We start from the raw sequence: 16,912 nt of genomic DNA, 5'->3' as shown, positions 1-16,912 counted from the left end.
GACACTAGGCGGCTTGATCCAGGCTGGGATAGATCGCTGCGATCGGCGGCACGGCCTGGACCGGATGGATGCCTTCACCGATCGCAACCGCTTCGATGCGGAAGAACGCCATCTGCTGCAGCAAAGCTTCCGCGTTGTCGCGCATGTTGTGGCTCATGCTGGCGGTGCGCTCGACCAGCGCGGCGTTTTCCTGGGTCATGGCGTCCATGCCGGCCACGGCCAGATTGACCTGGTCGATGCCGGCCTTCTGTTCGCGGCCGGAGAGTGCCATGCCGGCTACTTTTTCCGATACCAGTGCAGCGCTGGCGACGATGCCGTGCAAGGCCTCGCCGGAACGCTGGACATGGCTGCGGCCGTCGAGCAGTGCATCGGCGCTGGCCTCGATCGACTGCTTCACTTCGCGGGCAGCGGCCGAGCAGCGCTGCGCCAGTTCGCGCACTTCGGCGGCAACCACCGCGAAGCCGCGTCCATGTTCGCCGGCGCGCGCGGCTTCCACTGCGGCGTTGAGCGCAAGCAGGTTGGTCTGGAACGCCACGTCGTTGATCAGGCCGACGAATTCGGCAATGCGCTGGCCGGAGCGATCGATCGCATCCATGGCAGTCACCGAATGCGCCACCACGTGCTGGCCTTGCTCGGCCAGGCGGCGCGAATCGGCGGCGACGCGGCTGGCCTGATCCGCCATCGCGGCAGCTTCGGCCACGCTGGCGGCCATCTGTTCCATCGAGGCGGAACTCTGTTCCAGGCTCGCTGCCTGCGCTTGCGTGCGCTGGCTCAGCGTCAGCGTGCTTTGTTCGAGCATCTGCGCGCCTTCGCGGACCTGGGCGGCACCGTTGCGCACTTCGTAGACGACTCCGGCCAATTGCGTATCCATCGCCACCAGGGCGCGCAGCAGATCGCCGATCTCGTCGTCGCGGCCGATCGCCACCGGTTGCCCCAGTTCGCCGCGTGCAATGCGCTGCGCCACACCGCTGGCCAGCCGCAGGCGTGCGCCCAGCGCGCGGATCAGGATGCCGTCGCTAAGGCAGGCCAGCAGCAAGGCGCCGGCGAATACCGCCAGCAGCACGATCAATGCATGCCGGTTGGCGACATGCTGGGTCTGCGCTTCCGCCTTGCCGGCAGCCAGAGCGCTCTCGAACAGATTGGTGAAATCGCTTTGCAGCGGCACCAAGTCCGGCTGCACGTCGGTGGCGAGCTTGAGCTGGGCGATATCGAACTGGCCGGCCTGCAGCAGTGCCAGCGTATCGTCCATGGCCTGTTCGGCATCCTTGCGATGTTCGGCCGCCACGGTCAGCAGCTGCTGTTGTTGCGTACCCAGGCCGCTCTGCAGCAGTGGCTTCCAGTAGCGATCGATATCGACGCGGTTGCTTTTGATGGCGGTGGCGGCATCGTCGGCCGCCGAAGGCAGGCGCATCAGCACGGCATGCGAGAGCGCCTGGAAATCGTTGTTGAAATCGCTCTGGATGCGGCCGACATCGGAGATCGGCGCCAGCGTGCCGCTGACCACCGACTGGATGCGCTGGTCTGCATGCGTCAGTTGCAGCGCACACATGGCGCCGATGGCGAGTAGCAGCAGCAGCGTGCCGGCAAGACGAAGCAGGAGGATTCGACGCAACGTGACCCGAAACAGGCCGGAGAACAAACGGGACATGGGCACACCTTGGGGAAGGGGATGCCTCCTAGTCGGCGCCAGTGGCGTGAACTTTAGGTGAAAAATCCTAAAATAATCTTATATTTCAGATATTTGACAGTGGTGTGGCGATTTGTGGGCAGTGCCCGTACCCACGTCATTGGCGCGGGCTCACGCATCCGTTGCCATGGCTGGCGTGGCGGCCTCACGCGCCGCCTGCGCCTGCAACACCAATGCAAGAATCACTGCGGCAATCGCCGCGATCGCCGCCAGTCCATACACCGCGTTGTAGCCCATGCCGCCGGCAACCCAGCCGCCGAAGGGGCCGGCGAGCGCCATGGCCACGTCCATGAACACGGAAAACACGCCCAGCGCCGAGCCGCGGCTGTGCGCCGGCACGCGGTGCACCGCTTCCACCCCGAGCGCCGGGAACACCAATGAAAAACCCAGGCCGGCGACGGCTGCGCCAATCGTGGCCATGTGCGCGTTCGTCGCCAGGCACATGGTCAGCAAGCCGATCGCTTCGATGGCCAGCGACGCCATCGCCACGCGATAACCGCCCAGCCAGTTGATGGTGCGGCCGAAGATAAAGCGTACGCCGACGAACACCACGCCGAACACGGTGAGCGCGAAGGCGGCGTTGTCCCAGCCATGCGTGGCATAGAACAGCGTGATAAAGGTGGCGATGCAACCGAAGCCGATCGAGCCCAGCGCCAGGCCGATACCGTAGGGAATGACGCGCGCGGCTACCGTGCGGAAGGGCGAGCGTTCCTCTGCAGCTACCGCCGTGGCGCGCTTGAGTTGCGCCAGCGGCAGGGCGAGCAGCGGCAGCAGCAGGCTGATCACGCCGATGGCGGCGAAGCCGAAACGGTGATCGAGCAGCACGCCCAGCGGTGCGCCGGCGGCGATCGCGCCATAGGTGGCCACGCCATTCCAGGAAATGACCCGCGCAGTGTGGTGATGGCCGACCTGGCCCATGCCCCAGGTGATGGCGCCGGTGCCGACGCAGCTTTCTGCGCAACCCAGCGCCAGTCGCGCCAGGAAGATCAGGCTCAGGCTGAGCCATGTCCAATGCGCTGCCAGTGCGCCCAGCAACAGCAGCGCGCCGCTGGCGGCGCACAGCGTGAGGCCGGTGATCACCGTGCGCTTGGGACCTTTCGCATCGGCCATGCGGCCGACATGCGGACGGCTGAGCAAGGTCGCCACGTACTGCACGCTGATGGCCAGGCCGGCCAGCATCGCGCCGAGGCCCAGCTGGCCATGCACGAAGGTCGGCAGCACGGCCAGGGACAGGCCGATGGTCAGATAGGCGATGAAGGTGAAGGCGACGGTGCTGAGAATCGACAGCAGCACGCCGGACTGGCGACCGTGTTCGGTCGCGATGGAGCGGGAGGCATCGGCCATGGGAGTAAGACTGTATTGATCCATCCGGTAGGGGGAGCCGGATTCATCCATTATACGCCTGGATGGTGCGCTGCGTCATTGCGCTGTTCTTCGGGGCCCGATGCGTGCCCCATGGTACAAGCGGCGACGCCCTCCCCGTGATGCGCAGGAGGGCGCGACATTTCAGGCTTCTGTCGCCTGCTGCAACACGGCCAGGTCGATCTTCTTCATCTTGAGCATGGCTTGCATGGCCTTTTGCGCTTTCGCCGCATCGGCATGCGTCAGATAGTCGACCAGCTGCGTCGGCACGATCTGCCAGGACAGCCCATAGCGATCTTTCAGCCAGCCGCATTGCTGCGCGGTGGGATCGCCATCGGCCGAGAGCTTGTTCCAGTAGTGGTCGACTTCTTCTTGCGTATGGCAATTGACCACCAGCGACAGCGCGGGCGTGAAGTTGAACACCGGGCCGCCGTTGAGTGCGGTGAACTTGTGGCCATCCAGTTCGAAGGCGATCGTCATGATCGAGCCTGCCGCGCGCCCCGATGCAGCGGCTGCCTCTTTGCCGTAGCGGGTGCTGGCGAGGATGCGCGCGTTGTCGAACACCGATACGTAGAAGTGCGCGGCCTCTTCGGCCTTGTCGTCGAACCATAGGAAAGGGGTGATGCGCTGGAATCGGGTATTCACGGCCAAGCTCCTGTGCGTGGTGGCTCTACATGGCGACGAGCAGCGTGCGCGCGATTCGACATGCGGCGCGGGAATTTTTGTCCTGGCCGGCGCTGTCCTTCGTGGCCATCGTTGTCATAAGTGTCTATTTTTTGCGCCACGCCATGCCGGGCATGTGTTGCACTGCCAGATGCCCGAAGATGGCATCGCAGCGATGCCGCGCACCGCTTGATGCTTGCGTTTGCATTGCATCGATCGTATGCCGCGGGCATCGCCTGCTTGTTGCGTTGCAGCGTCAAAAGGCTGCTTTTCTGGCCTTTTTGCTGTGCATGGTTGTGCACGAAGTGTGAATTGACGCAATGCAGATATGGCAATTTCTTCTTTGCGATACGAATCACGTTATCGCGTGGGCATAGCGGCCAAACGTACTGGACAACGTTGTCATGCTAGGCAGATACTCGCTGCGCTTTTTGGCAAGTGCGACATGCATGACACGCGGGAACACGCATGGAAGCGAACAAGGCGATCGTCCCCACATGACTGCCTGGAAGGCGTCTGAAATCGCCGATGCAGCTCACCTGTTTGTGATTCCATCCAAGCCTGGAGACAGTCCTATGCAAGTGAAGAAGTCGACGAAGTGGTCCGCCCTGGCCTTGAGCTCGCTGAGCACCGCACTGGGTGCGGCCTTGTCCACCACGCTGCTTACCGCAGCACCGGTGCAGACCGTGCATGCCGAAGCGGCATGCGCTGCTGCGTGGAGTGCCACGCAGGTTTACACCGCCGGCAACCAGGCCAGCGAGAACGGCACCAATTACGTTGCCAACTGGTGGACCCAGGGCAACGATCCGGCCACCAACAATGGCGGCGCCGGCAGCGGTCAGCCGTGGACCTCGCAAGGCGCGTGCGGCGGCTCGCCGACGCCGACCCCTACGCCGACTCCTACACCGACCCCCACGCCCACGCCGACTCCTACGCCAACCCCGACGCCAGCGCCCAGCGGCTTCGTGTTCAGTCCGTACAAGGACATCAGCGTCAGCGTCAATTGGAATACGGATGTGATGCAGACCGCGGTCACCGGCAGCACCTTGCCGCTGGTCGGCAGCGGCAGCTTCTATTCAACGCAAGAGCCGAACCTGGGTGCGATCACGCTGGCCTTCGCCACCGGCACCTGCGGCAGCGAGAACTGGGCCGGCATTTCGGCTTCGGGTTTCATCGCCGGCAATATCAGCGCCTTGAACAGCGCCGGGCTTAACTATGTAGTGTCCACCGGCGGCCAGGCCGGCACCTTCAGCTGCGGCTCGGCGTCGTCGTTCGAAAGCTTTATCGCTTCGTATTACACGGCGCACATGGTTGGCGTGGACTTCGATATCGAAGGCGGCCAGTCGCAAGCCGAGATCCAGCAACTGGTGGCGGATGCCGCTGCCGCGCAATCGGAATATCCGAACCTGCGCTTCTCCTTCACCATCGCCACGCTGGGTGCTTCCGACGGCAGCTACGGCGGCGTGAATTCGCTGGGCGACGAAGTGGTGCGGGCGGTGCTGGCTTCCAGTCCGGCGCTGAAGAACTACACCATCAACCTGATGACGATGGATTACGGCGGCACCTCGGCGGCCAATTGCGTGGTGGTGAACGGCGCCTGCGAAATGGGCCAGTCGGCGATCCAGGCGGCGCAGAACCTGGAGCACACCTATGGCATTCCCGCCAGCCATATCGAGCTGACGCCGATGATCGGGCAGAACGATTCGCAGGGTGAAATCACCACCCTGGCCGACGTCGACACCATCACCAACTACGCCACCGCCAATGGCCTGGCCGGCGTGCACTTCTGGTCGCTGGATCGCGACACGCCGTGCGCGGCAGGTTCGGCTTCGGCCACCTGCAACTCGTATCCGAGCGTGGGTGTGCTCGGCTTCACCAACGAGTTCCTGAAAGACCTCGGCAAGTAAATACAAGCAAGCGCGCACGGCGCCATGCCGTGCGCGGCCGGGCGCACGCGTCCGGTTGCCACGGATGGAGCAGGGGATGTCGCAGCGGACCGGAACGCCCGGTTCGCTGCCGGCATGCACAGGTGCAGTGCGCATCGAGCTGGCGCTGCACATCTATTTGCACAGTCATCGCAAAGCAGAACACGCGGTATTCAGCGCGCATGGAAGGGTGTGGCGCCGATCCCCCATGGCTGCCCGGAACGCGGCCGTGCATACGCCGATGTTTCTCACCTGTCGCGGTTCAATCCAACCTTGGAGACAGTCCCATGCAAGTGAAGAAATCAAGCAAGTGGTCCACGCTGGCGTTGAGTTCCCTGAGCACCGCGGTTGGCGCGGCGCTTTCCACCACCGTGCTGACGGTGGCGCCGATACAGGCCGTGCATGCGCAAGCGAGCTGCGCGGCGGCGTGGGTTTCCACCAATGTCTATGTCGCCGGCAACCAGGCCAGCGAGAACGGCGTCAACTACGTGGCGAACTTCTGGACGCAGGGCAATGACCCGGCGAGCAACAGTGGCGGTGCCGGCAGCGGCGAACCCTGGACCTCGCAAGGTGCTTGCGGCGGCTCGCCCACGCCCACGCCGACCCCCACGCCATCGCCCGGCTGCGATCCGGCCTGGGTGGCGTCCACCGCTTACAGTGGCGGTGCGCTGGTCAGCGAAAGCGGCGTGAACTACAAGGCGAACTTCTGGACCCAGGGCAATAATCCGGCGACCAACAACGGCGCCGCCGGTAGCGGTGCGCCGTGGACGTCGGAGGGATCGTGCAGCGGCGCGCCGACGCCCACGCCGACTCCTACACCCACGCCGACTCCTACACCGACACCCACCCCCACTCCGACACCTACGCCAACTCCGACACCCACGCCTACACCCAGCGGCTTCGTGTTCAGTCCCTACAAGGACATGAGCATCAACATGAACTGGAATACGTATGCGATGGCCACGGCGGTGACGGGTACGGCGATTCCGGTGGTCGGCAGCGGTGGTCTGTATGAAACACAGGTGCCGCAACTGCCCGCAATCACGCTGGCCTTCGCCACCGGCGAATGCGGCAGCGAGAACTGGGCCGGCGTGACGCCGTCGGAATTCATTTCCGCCAACATCACGCCAGGCGCAGCCAACTCGCTGTCCAGCGCAGGTCTCAACTACATCGTGTCCACCGGCGGCGAAGCCGGCGTGTTCACCTGTTCGTCGGCATCGGCGTTCGAGAGCTTTATCGCCAAGTACTACACCGCGCAGATGATCGGCGTGGACTTCGATATCGAAGGCGGCCAGTCGCAAGCTGAAATTCAGCAGCTGGTGGCCGACGTGGCCGCGGCGCAGTCGCAATATCCGAACCTGCGCTTCTCCTTCACCATCGCCACGCTGGGTGCTTCCGACGGCAGCTATGGCGGCGTCAATACTCTCGGCGCGTGGGTGGTGCAGGCGATCCAGGCATCCAGTCCGGCGTTGAAGAACTACACCATCAACCTGATGACGATGGATTACGGCGGCACCTCGGCGGCCAATTGCGTGGTGGTGAGCGGCGTCTGCGAAATGGGTCAGTCGGCGGTGCAGGCGGTGGTCAATTTGCAGCACACCTATGGCGTGCCATCCAGCCATATCGAGCTGACGCCGATGATCGGCCAGAACGATTCGGCCAGCGAAATCACTACGCTGGCCGATATCGACACCATTACCAACTACGCCACCGCCAACGGCCTGGCCGGCGTGCACTTCTGGTCGCTGGATCGCGATACGCCGTGTGCGGCAGGCGGCGCCTCGTCGACCTGCAACTCGTATCCGAGCGTGGGCGTGCTTGGCTACACCAACGAGATCCTCAAGGACATCGGCAAGTAACGAGCAGGGGGAAGCCGCTGGCGGCCCGGGAGGCATGCCCGGGCCGCCAGCGGTGCAGCGCTGCAGGGCGGGCCACCGGTACGGAGTGCCGGTGGCCTTTTTGCGGCTGCGCTAGGCGTCCAGCGGCGCATCGTCCTCGCTGAAGTCGGCGATCTCGGCCATGCCCAGTTGATTGCGTCCGCGCCGCTTGGCGGTATACATGGCGGTGTCGGCATGACGCATCAGGCGTTTGCGATCCTGGCCATGCTCGGGATACACCGCAATGCCGATGCTGGAGGAGATCTGCAGGCAATGGCCGTTCAGCTCGAACGGCTGGTTGAGCATGTCGCGGATTTTCTCGGCCACCACGCAGGCATCCTCCGACCGATGCACGCCCAGCAGCAATACTGCGAACTCGTCGCCGCCCAGGCGCCCGACCGTATCGGATTCGCGCAGGCACAGGCGAATGCGCCGCGCCGCCTCGCGCAGCAGCTGATCGCCCACGTCGTGGCCATGGCTGTCGTTGGCCTGCTTGAAGCGGTCCAGGTCGATGTACAGCACGGACAGCTGCAGCTGGTCGCGGCGCGCCACGGCCAACGCCGTTTCCAGCCGGTCGTAGAACAGCTCGCGGTTGGGCAGCGCGGTAAGCACATCATGGCCGGCGATGTATTGCAGCCAGGTCGCGTTGCGCTTGCGCTCGATGGCAGCGGCGATCTGATTGGAGACGAACTGCAATAGCGCCTGGTCTTCCGTGGTGTAGCGCACTTCGCCGGAATAACTCTGCACCACGATTGCGCCGATGCAGCCGCTCGGTGTGCTGAGCGGCAGGCCCAGCCAGTCCAGCGAATCGCGCCCGACATAATGCAGGCGCCCGTCCAGGATCGCCGGCCGGGTGCTGGGCGTGAGCAGCAGGGGCTTGCCGGTACGGATGACCTCGCCAGTAAGCGTGGCCTGGCTCAGCGGACGCGGCGGCGGTGCTTCGTCGTATTCGTCGACGTAATAGGGAAAACTCAGCTCGTCCTGGCGTTCGTCGTACAAGGCCACGTAGCAATTGCGGGCCGGCAGCAGGCCATCGATGATCTGGTGGATGCGCTGGAACAGCGCCAGCAGGTCCTTGGCCGTATGGGCCGCTTCGGAAATCGCCAGCAGCGCGTCCTGTACGCCTTCGGCGCGCTTGAGTTCGGTGATGTCGTGCGCCACCGCAATGCGTACCTGGTCGGCCTCCGACCAGCGGGCCGACCACATGATGTGCACCACCCGGCCGTCCTTGCGGATATAGCGATTCTGGAAGCTGGGGTTGGGCTGGCCGCTCATGATCTGGTCGGCCATCTGCAGGGTGCGTGCGCGGTCCTCCGGATGCACCAGCTCGATCATCGGGCGCCCCAGCACCTCCTCTGGCGCGTAGCCGAAGATCCGCTCGTAAGCTGCGCTCACGTACACGTACCGACCCTGCGTGTCGACCACGCAGATCGCGTCAAGGAGCAGGTCCATGACGGTGGGCAGGGGCGGGCAGCTGTTGGTTTCCATGTCTCCGCGGATGGCCAGGCAGATCGGGTTGCCTGGGTCATGCACGGGTCGTGCCGAAGCGACGGCTAAGGGCTGCGCGGGCCGGTTATTTGCTGCAAATCAGCGCAGGACCGGCCGGCCCTGAGCGGGCTTGAGCCGCGTATAAGGGGCTCGAGCTGGTTAAGTACTGTAAACGGGGCCCCGGCGATGTGGACACACGTGTCAGTTATGTGTAAGTTGCGTCAACTTACAGTAACCTGACACGCCAGTAAGCCAAATCTGACGCGTTAAGTAGTTAAAGCAGCGCCGACGCGATACGACGCACGATCAGTAGTCAATAAAAAAGCGGGGGGCGTAAGCTGCTCATGCAACGAACCTTTGTCGTCGGGTGCCCGCGGTCAGGCACCACTATCGTGCAGGCCATGCTGGCCAGGCATCCCCAGGTTTTCACCCTCCCCGAAACCGGTTTCTTCCCGCGCCTGCTGGGCGGCCTGCATTGCCGCCTGGGCGACGAAGAGGCCAGGCCGCGCAGCCGCAAGATGGCGCGCCGGCTGGGCCTGACCCGCCGTTACGGCCGCCGCGAATTCATGCAATTGCAGCAATCGCTGCTGGGGCCCGAACAGCCGCTTTCGCGCGCGCCCTGGTTCCAGGACGACTGCGTAGCGCGCTTCATCGAAATTCTGGATGGCCTTGCCGAGCAGGGCGGCCGCTCCATGTGGATCGAAAAGACGCCGCATCATCTGCACTATCTGCCGGAAATCGAGCGCTATTTGCCCGAAGCGCGGGTGATCCATGTGATCCGTCCCGGCATCGACGTGCTGGCGTCGATTACCGATGCCGAAATGCGCTATGGCAACAAATCCTTCAGTGGCGGCCTGATGCAGTGGGTGGTGCGTTGGAATCGTGCGGCGGAGGTGCATCGCTCGCGCATTGGTACGCGCAACCATCATTTCATTTTCCTCGAAGATCTGATGCAGAACCCGGCAGAGGAATGGCATCGCCTGTGCAGCTTTCTGGAGCTGCCGACGCAGGTCGAGCTGGATCAGACCTGCCATCAGAATATTGCCGACCTCAAGACCGAGCCGTGGAAGCGCGATGCGCTCAGCGGCCTGCCGCAACAGACCGAGAGCAAGGTCGACCATTTGTTCGGCCCGCAATTGCGCGAATTGCTGCGCGAGCGTCTGGCCTCGTATGAGGAGCTGTACGCCGCCAGCAGCCTGTTCTTCAACCGCGAAGACAGTTTTCCGCCGGTGGTGCCGGTCCGATCGCTCGACGCCGACACCGCGGAAGCGGCCGGCGCTGCGGCCGCAGACGGCCATTTTCGCGTCGCCTGAACGCAGCAGAAAAGCAGGGCCATTCATTTGCGGATATCCGGTGCGTAGCCGCTCGCGCCGTGCCGCTGAGCGAACAAACCGCCGCCATGCCTGTCACAATCGGGTACTCATTGTGAAACAGGTCGTAGCGTGAACCCTAGAAGAAGCAAAAAGCGCAGCTCTTACGCCAGCTGGTTGGTGGCGATCGTGGTGGTGCTCGCCATCGTTGCGGCAGGCGTCTATCTGGTGCGCATGGCGATGCAGCCCAAGGCAACGCCGGGCAATGAGCAGACCACATTGCCGACCGCGTCCTCTTCATCGAATGCGCCGGCGAGCAGTGCATCCACGGCTATCGAGCACCCCATCGCACAAGCGGCGGCAGGCCCTGTATCGGCGTCCACAGCACCGCTGCCGGCGTTGGGCGACAGCGATGCCAGCGTGCTTGATGCATTGTCCAAACTGGCCGCAGGCGGCGATCTGCATGCGCTGCTTGTACCTAATCAGATCATCTCGCGCACCGTCGCCACGGTCGATGCGCTGCCGCGCCACAGCATGGGCAGCAACTACATCTTGCCGCTACACACGCCGGCGGGCAGCCTGCAGACCGTGCAGGCCAATGGCGTCACCGTGATCGGTCCGGGCAATGCCGGGCGCTACGATCCGTATGTAGCCGTGCTGGAAAGCGCCGATCCGCATACGCTGGTCGACTGGTACCGGCATAACTATCCCTTGTTCCAGCAGGCGTACCGCGAGCTCGGTTATCCGCATGGCTACTTCAACGATCGCCTGATCGTGGCGATTGATGACATGCTCGCCGCTCCCGATCTGCATGCCTCGATTGCCGTGACCAAATCGGGCTCGCGTTATCTGTTCGTCGATCCTCAATTGCAGTCGCTGTCCAACGGCCAAAAGCTGATGCTGCGCATGGGGCCGGCCAATGAGCAGCAATTCAAGGCGAAGTTGCGCATGATTCGCAGCCTGTTGGCCGGCGGGCAGATCGCGCACTGAATCGGATAAAAGAAACCCCGCCGCTGGCGGGGTTTCTTTTTGCACACGATCTCTTGCAATAGATAAAGAAAAACCCCGGGAGCGACGCTCCCGGGGTTCCAGTGCATGCCGTAGATAGAACGGCTTAGCCGTGACGCGAGTCGTGGCCGCCACCACCGGACGGCCGGCCACCGCCACCGCCTCGCGGTGCCGCTGCGGGATGGTAGCTCTGCGCAGCGTGATACTGCGGCGCAGCGTGATAGCTCGGAGCTGCCCGATAACTGCTGGCTGCCGGCCGGTACGAGCTCGCAGTGTGCGCACTGTAGTTGCCGCGATTGACCGTCGACGGGTGATACGCGCTGCGATTGACGCTGGCCGGGCGCGCGGCGGTGTTGGCATGCGGTGCATAGCTGGCCGAGCGCAGCGCCATGTTGTTGTTTACGTGCTGCACGTTGGCGGCTGCCGGCGTGAAGCGGCCGGCTGCCGCTCCGGGTGCTGCGGCACCACGCGCCGCCATCACGCCGGCCCCGTTGAATACGCCCGGGCGCTGGGTCGCGGCAATCGCCGGACTGCCGTGATTGACCGAGGCAAACATCGCGCGATTCTGGCTGGCTGCACGCATCTGCGTCTGCTGCGCGGCGATCGGGCCGACATTGTGCGGATCGCGTGCAAAAGCCATCTGCTGCGGCGTGGCGCGTGCGCTAAGACCACCCTGGCCGCCGTTATAGCTGGTGCGGTTGATGAAGGTGTTATGCACGATGGTCTGGTTGTACACGTTGGTGACGTGCACGCCGCCGAACTGATTCACGGAGCGGTTGTAGTAGAAACCACCCGCCCCCCAGTGGCCGCCGAGATAGCCCACACCGGTGTAGCCGAAGCCATAGTTCACGCCGCCGTAGAAGCCGACATGCGTACCCCAGTAACCGGCATGAAAGGCGTATACGCCTCCGGCCCAGCCCCAGTAGCCCGGCGTCCACAGTGCACCATAGAACGGCGGCAGCACCCAGGTGCCCGGCACCCAGTAGTACTCGACGCCGTTCCATGCCCAGTAGCCCGGCGTCCAGATATAGCCTGGTGCGGGAATAACCGGCTGCACGTAAACCGGCAATACCGGCGGCGGAAAGCCGACCGAAATACCGACGCCGATAAAGACACCGGCATGCGCCTGCTGCGGCAGCGCGGTGAGCGCAGTTGCAGCGGCGAACAATGCTGCGGCGGAGCGCGCGAGCCAGCGACGCTTCGTCGAAAAATATTGCGTGGAAGTCATTGTTTTCATGGGGTGTCTCCTCCTCGGCGTGCACCGTACAGGAGAAAACGCGAGAAAACGCGCGATTACATACAGCGAAAAGCCGCCAAGTTCAGCTGTGTTCAGCGGAAAACTTGCGCTGCATGTTTGCGTGAATTTCGCAAGACGTTGTGTTGCCTGGATTTGCTGCAACCCAAATCGTGGTTAAACAGGCGCGGCGTTCATCGGCGCAGGCTATCGCACGTTCGCGATTTTTCCGGCCGGGAGCAGCCGGTATCATGGCCGCCTCCCACCCCGGATAACCGCCATGTCGCAGCCGCAAAACCTGCAAATGCTTGCCCGTTACCGCGCGTGGGCCGACCGGTTGATTTACCAGTCGCTGGCCAACGTGCCCGAGCAGGCGCTGACACGCTCGCAGCCGATCATCTTCGGCAGCCTGCTGCGCACGCTGCATCACCTCAATGCGATGGACCAGGTGTGGCAAGCGCATCTGCAAGGTGTGCCGCACGGTTTCACTTCGCGTAATCCGGAAGATTGTCCGGACTTCGCCACGCTGTACACGCAACAGATGCAGATCAACGACTGGTACGTCGCCTACACCGCAGCGCTGGATGAGCAGCACTGCGACGACCCGGTGAGCTTCACCTTCATCGGCGGCGGCGAAGGTGTGCTGCGCCGCGGCGAGATCCTGCAGCATGTAGTCAATCATGCGAGCTATCACCGCGGCCACGTGGCGATGATGATGTACAGCCTTGGCGCCAGTGTGCCGACCACCGATTTGCCGGTGTTTCTGCGCGATGCGGGCTGAGCTGCCTCAGACGTACTGCATCTTGACCGTCATGCCGCCATCCACCACAAAGTGCTGGCCGCTGACGAAGCCGGACGCGGAGCCCAATAGATAGACTGCCAGCGCGCCGATATCTTCCGGCGTGCCGACCCGGCCGACCGGATGCTGCGCGTGATCGGCCCGGCTGAGCTTGGGCTTGTGCCGTGTTTCCGGTTTCTGCCAGGCATCGGTGGCAATCCATCCGGGCAGGATCGCGTTGACGCGCACCGCGGGGCCGGCGCTGACGGCCATGGCATGGGTCAGCGCGACCAGGCCGCCCTTGCTGGCCGCATAGGCTTCGGTGTGCGGTTCCGATTGCAGTGCACGGGTGGAAGCGATGTTGACGATGGCGCCGCCCGTATCGCTCAAGGCTGGCAGGGCATATTTGCAGCATAGAAACGCGCCGGTGAGATTGGTGCCCAGATAGCGGTTCCATTTTTCCAGCGAAAGCTCATGCAGCGGTCCCTGGTGCGGATCGGCGATGCCGGCGTTGTTGACCAGTCCATCGATATGGCCGAAGTGCGCGAGCGCCGTGTCGATCCAGCGACGCACACTGGTTTCGCGCGAGACATCGAGCTGGCGGAAGGCAGCGCGTTTGCCGAGTTGCCACTCTTGCAAGCACGCGGTGCCGGCCTGCTTGTCCAGATCGCCGAGCATGACCGAGCCACCCGCAGCCAGTACGGCCTGCGCAATGCCGCGGCTGATACCTTGCGCGCCACCGGTAATCAGCACGACACGATCGCGCATCGGCTGTGCGTCATAAGTGGCGATGGCCGGTGAGTTCTTCATGAGGTGAACACCTGTATGCAATAAGAATGCAAGCCTAACGCAGCCGCTTTCATGCAGTACGCTTCCACGATGACTGAGCGCGTGAAACAGACCGGTCTTTTCAATACGCCGCCGCCCGAGACCCATCGGCTGTTCTTTGCACTGATGCCGGACGAGCCCGTGCGCTATCGCATCCAGCAAGCTGCCCGCAGCTTGGCGGAACAGCATCCCGAGTTGCGTGCGCGCTGGACCAGGCCCGAGCGCTTCCATGCCACCTTGAATTTTCTCGGCGACTATCCGCAATTGCCGATGGAACTGGTCACCCTGGCCAAGCTTGCCGCCGATAACGTGCATGCACCGTCGTTTGCCTGGACGCTGGACTACGTCGCCAGTTTCCGCGGCCGCGAACCGCCGTGTGTGTTGCGCGGCAGCATGGTGCCGCCGCTTCTGCTCAGTCTCTGGCAGGAAGTGGAGCAGGCGCTGGCGCAGATCGGCGTGCATCGGCGCGCGGAGCGGCCGTTCACGCCGCATGTGACGCTGGCCTACGCCCGGCGCGAACTGCCGCAGAGCGTGCCGGTCGAGCCGATCAGCTGGCAGGTGCAGCATTTGCTGCTGATCCACAGCGTGGTGGGCAAGGGCCACTATCAGCTGCTCGGCCGCTGGCCACTGGCGAGCTGAACACGCACCATGGCCCAAAGGTCAGGTATCAAGGCGGCAGGGGCGGGCGCACAATCGATGCGATGGCTCGTCCCTTCAACCAGGAGATCGTCATGCGTTCGATAACCATCGCCGTGCTTGCGGCGCTCAGTCTGTCAGGAGTTGCTCTGGCGCAGACGCCGCAGGCCAATCACATGCATGCGGTGTATTACGTACCGCCCTACGTCAGGGCCGCCATCAGCGATCCGGCGCGTGCGCAGGATGCCAGCAACGATGCGCGCCGCAAGATCACCGACGTGATGGTCTTCACCCAGGTAAAACCAGGCCAGAAAGTGCTGGAGCTGATCCCTGGCAGCGGCTACTTCACGCGCGTGTTCAGCGGTATCGTCGGCAAGCAGGGGCATGTCTATGCACTGTGGCCGAACGAGTACGCCAAGGAAGATGCGGACAACGTGACGATCACCCAGAAAATCGCCGCCGATCCGCATTATTCGAACGTCACCATCCTCAGCCAGCCGGCCGCGCAGCTGAGTGCGCCTGAATCGGTGGACATCGTGTTCACCTCGCAGAATTACCACGACTATCCGGACACCTTCATGGGCAAGGTCGATCCGGTGGCGTTCGACAAGCAAGTGTATGCGGCGCTGAAGCCGGGCGGCCTGTTTGTGGTGATCGACCACGTGGCGCCGGCAGGCAGCGGCATGGCCGATACCGATACCTTGCATCGCATCGATCCGGACATCGTCAAGAAGCAGGTGGAATCGGCCGGCTTCGTGTTCGCAGGCGAAAGCAGCGTGCTGCGCAATCCGAGCGACCCGCATACCAACAAGGTCTTCGATGCCTCGATCCGCGGCCATACGGATCAATTCATGTTCAAGTTCCGCAAGCCGAATTGAGTTTGCGCCACCCGATCATCGCCCCGGACAGTGCCGGGGCGATGCATATCAGCGATCTTGCAAGCCGCGCCACATGTCATCGATCAATTCATCGCTGGGATCGAGCGTCTGCTCCCAATACATGATGCCGCCCAGGTGCTGGGCCTTGATGTAGGCCATCTTGGCGGCGATCGACTGCGGATCGTCGTAGCTGATGAAGCAATGCGTCTTTGCGTTCCACAGATAGGGCGCCTGTGCATCGGCGTCCCAGTGGCGCACGTAGCCTTGCTTGTTGATGTAATCGCTTTTCAGTTCTGGCCAGTTGTGGCCGCCCTGGTAGTGGCCGAAGGCCTGGTAGAGGCCGTTGTGGTCCGGCTTCACGTCGGCGAATTCGCGGCCGTAGATGGCCGCGCCGATCAGCAGCTTGTTCGGCGCCACGCCAGCGGCGAGGAATTGCTGCACGGCGCGGTCGGTGGTGCGGCCGTCGCCGGCGATCAGCTTGGAGGCGTGCAGGCCGGTGTGGTGGCCGGTGGTCGGTGTCATCGCGTTGACGAAGTCGTAGGTCATCAGGTTGAACCAATCCAGGTACGGATTGATGGCGGCGATATCGACATGATCGACAAAGGGACCATCGGCAATCGCCACACTGAGCGTGTAGTGATTGGCGCCGGTGCGGCCATGTGCAGCGCCGACGCGATCGAGGCTGGTGCGGATCGCCTTCAGCAGCAGGGTGTAGTTGGCTTCGTCCTGCGGGCTGGATTGAATACCCGACTCGTGATGGCCCGGATATTCCCAGTCCACGTCGAGACCGTCGGCATGCTGGGCGGCGACCAGTTCCGCGGCGCTGTCGGCGAACAGCTGGCGGCCGGCGACGGTGCTGGCCGCTTCGGAAAAGCCGCCCACGCTCCAGCCGCCGACGGAAATATCCACCTTGAGCTTGGGGTTGATCTTTTTAAGTGCGATCAGCTGCTGCAGCGGCTTCACATCGCGATCGGCGAGGGTGACTTTGCCGCCCTGCGGATGCGCGAAGGCGAAGATCAGTGTGTCGATCTTGCCGGCATCCTTGGTCTGTACCGGATTCCAGCCATTGGCATAGCCGACGACGCGATAGCCGGCGGGTGAGCTCTGAGCCGCGGCAGCGCCGCAGGCCAGCATGGCGAGGGGAAACAGCAGGCCGCCCAGCAGATGTCTGGAACGGAAAGAAGACGAGGTGCGCATCATGCGTGCTCCTGATGTGGGGTGGCGCGCAGGTGACCCGC

The 16,912-nt window shown here is 63.5% G+C and carries 15 protein-coding genes; 7 read left to right on the top strand and 8 right to left on the bottom strand.

The features are described 5' to 3' along the window. Positions 1-4: 4 nt before the first annotated feature. The 4 genes from IGX34_RS05425 to IGX34_RS05410 all read right to left on the bottom strand — a co-directional run bounded on the left by IGX34_RS05425 (position 5) and on the right by IGX34_RS05410 (position 4,071). Positions 5-1,648 carry a methyl-accepting chemotaxis protein gene (locus IGX34_RS05425; protein WP_192554672.1) on the bottom strand — a complete coding sequence of 548 codons (1,644 nt, stop codon included), beginning with the start codon at positions 1,646-1,648 and terminating at the stop codon, positions 5-7. A 150-nt stretch (positions 1,649-1,798) separates the two neighbouring features. Then, positions 1,799-3,031: an MFS transporter gene (locus tag IGX34_RS05420; RefSeq protein ID WP_192554671.1), complete on the bottom strand. Its 1,233-nt coding sequence runs from the start codon at positions 3,029-3,031 to the stop codon at positions 1,799-1,801. A gap of 162 nt (positions 3,032-3,193) precedes the next feature. Then, a complete protein-coding gene (locus IGX34_RS05415; RefSeq protein WP_192554670.1) occupies positions 3,194-3,694 on the bottom strand; it encodes a VOC family protein in 501 nt (166 codons plus the stop codon). Next, positions 3,691-4,071, bottom strand: a complete 381-nt coding sequence (locus tag IGX34_RS05410; RefSeq protein WP_192554669.1) for a hypothetical protein — start codon at positions 4,069-4,071, stop codon at positions 3,691-3,693. Before IGX34_RS05410 ends, IGX34_RS05415 begins: the two co-directional genes overlap by 4 nt. Before the next feature lie 216 nt (positions 4,072-4,287). Between IGX34_RS05410 and IGX34_RS05405 the strand changes: the two genes are divergently transcribed. After that, positions 4,288-5,619 carry a carbohydrate-binding protein gene (locus tag IGX34_RS05405; RefSeq protein WP_192554668.1) on the top strand — a complete coding sequence of 444 codons (1,332 nt, stop codon included), beginning with the start codon at positions 4,288-4,290 and terminating at the stop codon, positions 5,617-5,619. Positions 5,620-5,924: 305 nt separating this feature from the next. Beyond that, on the top strand, positions 5,925-7,496 hold the full coding sequence (locus tag IGX34_RS05400) for a carbohydrate-binding protein (protein ID WP_192554667.1): 1,572 nt from the start codon (positions 5,925-5,927) through the stop codon (positions 7,494-7,496). Between the two features lie 111 nt (positions 7,497-7,607). On the opposite strand, the gene IGX34_RS05395 is transcribed toward IGX34_RS05400, so the two are convergent. Next, the gene (locus tag IGX34_RS05395; protein WP_225737251.1) at positions 7,608-8,966 is read right to left on the bottom strand and encodes a GGDEF domain-containing protein; all 1,359 of its coding nucleotides are present in this window, start codon (positions 8,964-8,966) and stop codon (positions 7,608-7,610) included. A gap of 380 nt (positions 8,967-9,346) precedes the next feature. Between IGX34_RS05395 and IGX34_RS05390 the strand changes: the two genes are divergently transcribed. Together IGX34_RS05390 and IGX34_RS05385 are read left to right on the top strand one after the other, a co-directional pair. Further along, on the top strand, positions 9,347-10,315 hold the full coding sequence (locus IGX34_RS05390) for a sulfotransferase family protein (protein ID WP_225737250.1): 969 nt from the start codon (positions 9,347-9,349) through the stop codon (positions 10,313-10,315). Between the two features lie 129 nt (positions 10,316-10,444). Next, positions 10,445-11,302, top strand: coding sequence for a DUF3014 domain-containing protein (locus IGX34_RS05385; RefSeq protein WP_338015418.1), 858 nt, complete (start codon positions 10,445-10,447; stop codon positions 11,300-11,302). A 124-nt stretch (positions 11,303-11,426) separates the two neighbouring features. Here the strand turns inward: IGX34_RS05385 and IGX34_RS05380 are convergent, their stop codons facing one another. After that, positions 11,427-12,557 (bottom strand): YXWGXW repeat-containing protein, encoded by a 1,131-nt coding sequence (locus tag IGX34_RS05380; protein ID WP_192554664.1) that lies wholly within the window; start codon positions 12,555-12,557, stop codon positions 11,427-11,429. A gap of 277 nt (positions 12,558-12,834) precedes the next feature. Between IGX34_RS05380 and IGX34_RS05375 the strand changes: the two genes are divergently transcribed. Further along, entirely contained in the window at positions 12,835-13,335 is a 501-nt protein-coding gene (locus IGX34_RS05375; RefSeq protein ID WP_192554663.1) for a DinB family protein, read from the top strand. A gap of 6 nt (positions 13,336-13,341) precedes the next feature. Here IGX34_RS05375 and IGX34_RS05370 read toward each other — a convergent pair whose 3' ends face one another. After that, complete coding sequence (locus IGX34_RS05370) at positions 13,342-14,142, bottom strand: SDR family oxidoreductase (RefSeq protein WP_192554662.1); 801 nt, start codon at positions 14,140-14,142, stop codon at positions 13,342-13,344. 51 nt (positions 14,143-14,193) lie between these two features. Here IGX34_RS05370 and thpR point away from each other — a divergent pair, with 51 nt between their 5' ends. Both thpR and IGX34_RS05360 read left to right on the top strand, forming a co-directional pair. Next, positions 14,194-14,799, top strand: a complete 606-nt coding sequence (gene thpR, locus IGX34_RS05365; RefSeq protein ID WP_192554661.1) for an RNA 2',3'-cyclic phosphodiesterase — start codon at positions 14,194-14,196, stop codon at positions 14,797-14,799. A 92-nt stretch (positions 14,800-14,891) separates the two neighbouring features. Further along, on the top strand, positions 14,892-15,674 hold the full coding sequence (locus IGX34_RS05360; protein WP_192554660.1) for a class I SAM-dependent methyltransferase: 783 nt from the start codon (positions 14,892-14,894) through the stop codon (positions 15,672-15,674). Between the two features lie 48 nt (positions 15,675-15,722). Here IGX34_RS05360 and IGX34_RS05355 read toward each other — a convergent pair whose 3' ends face one another. After that, a complete protein-coding gene (locus IGX34_RS05355) occupies positions 15,723-16,874 on the bottom strand; it encodes a glycoside hydrolase family 18 protein (RefSeq protein WP_225737249.1) in 1,152 nt (383 codons plus the stop codon). Positions 16,875-16,912: the final 38 nt, after the last annotated feature.

The organism is Dyella acidiphila (assembly GCF_014863405.1).
In the GTDB taxonomy this organism is placed as follows: Bacteria; Pseudomonadota; Gammaproteobacteria; order Xanthomonadales; family Rhodanobacteraceae; genus Dyella_B; species Dyella_B acidiphila.
This window is presented reverse-complemented; position numbering and strand designations above follow the sequence as displayed.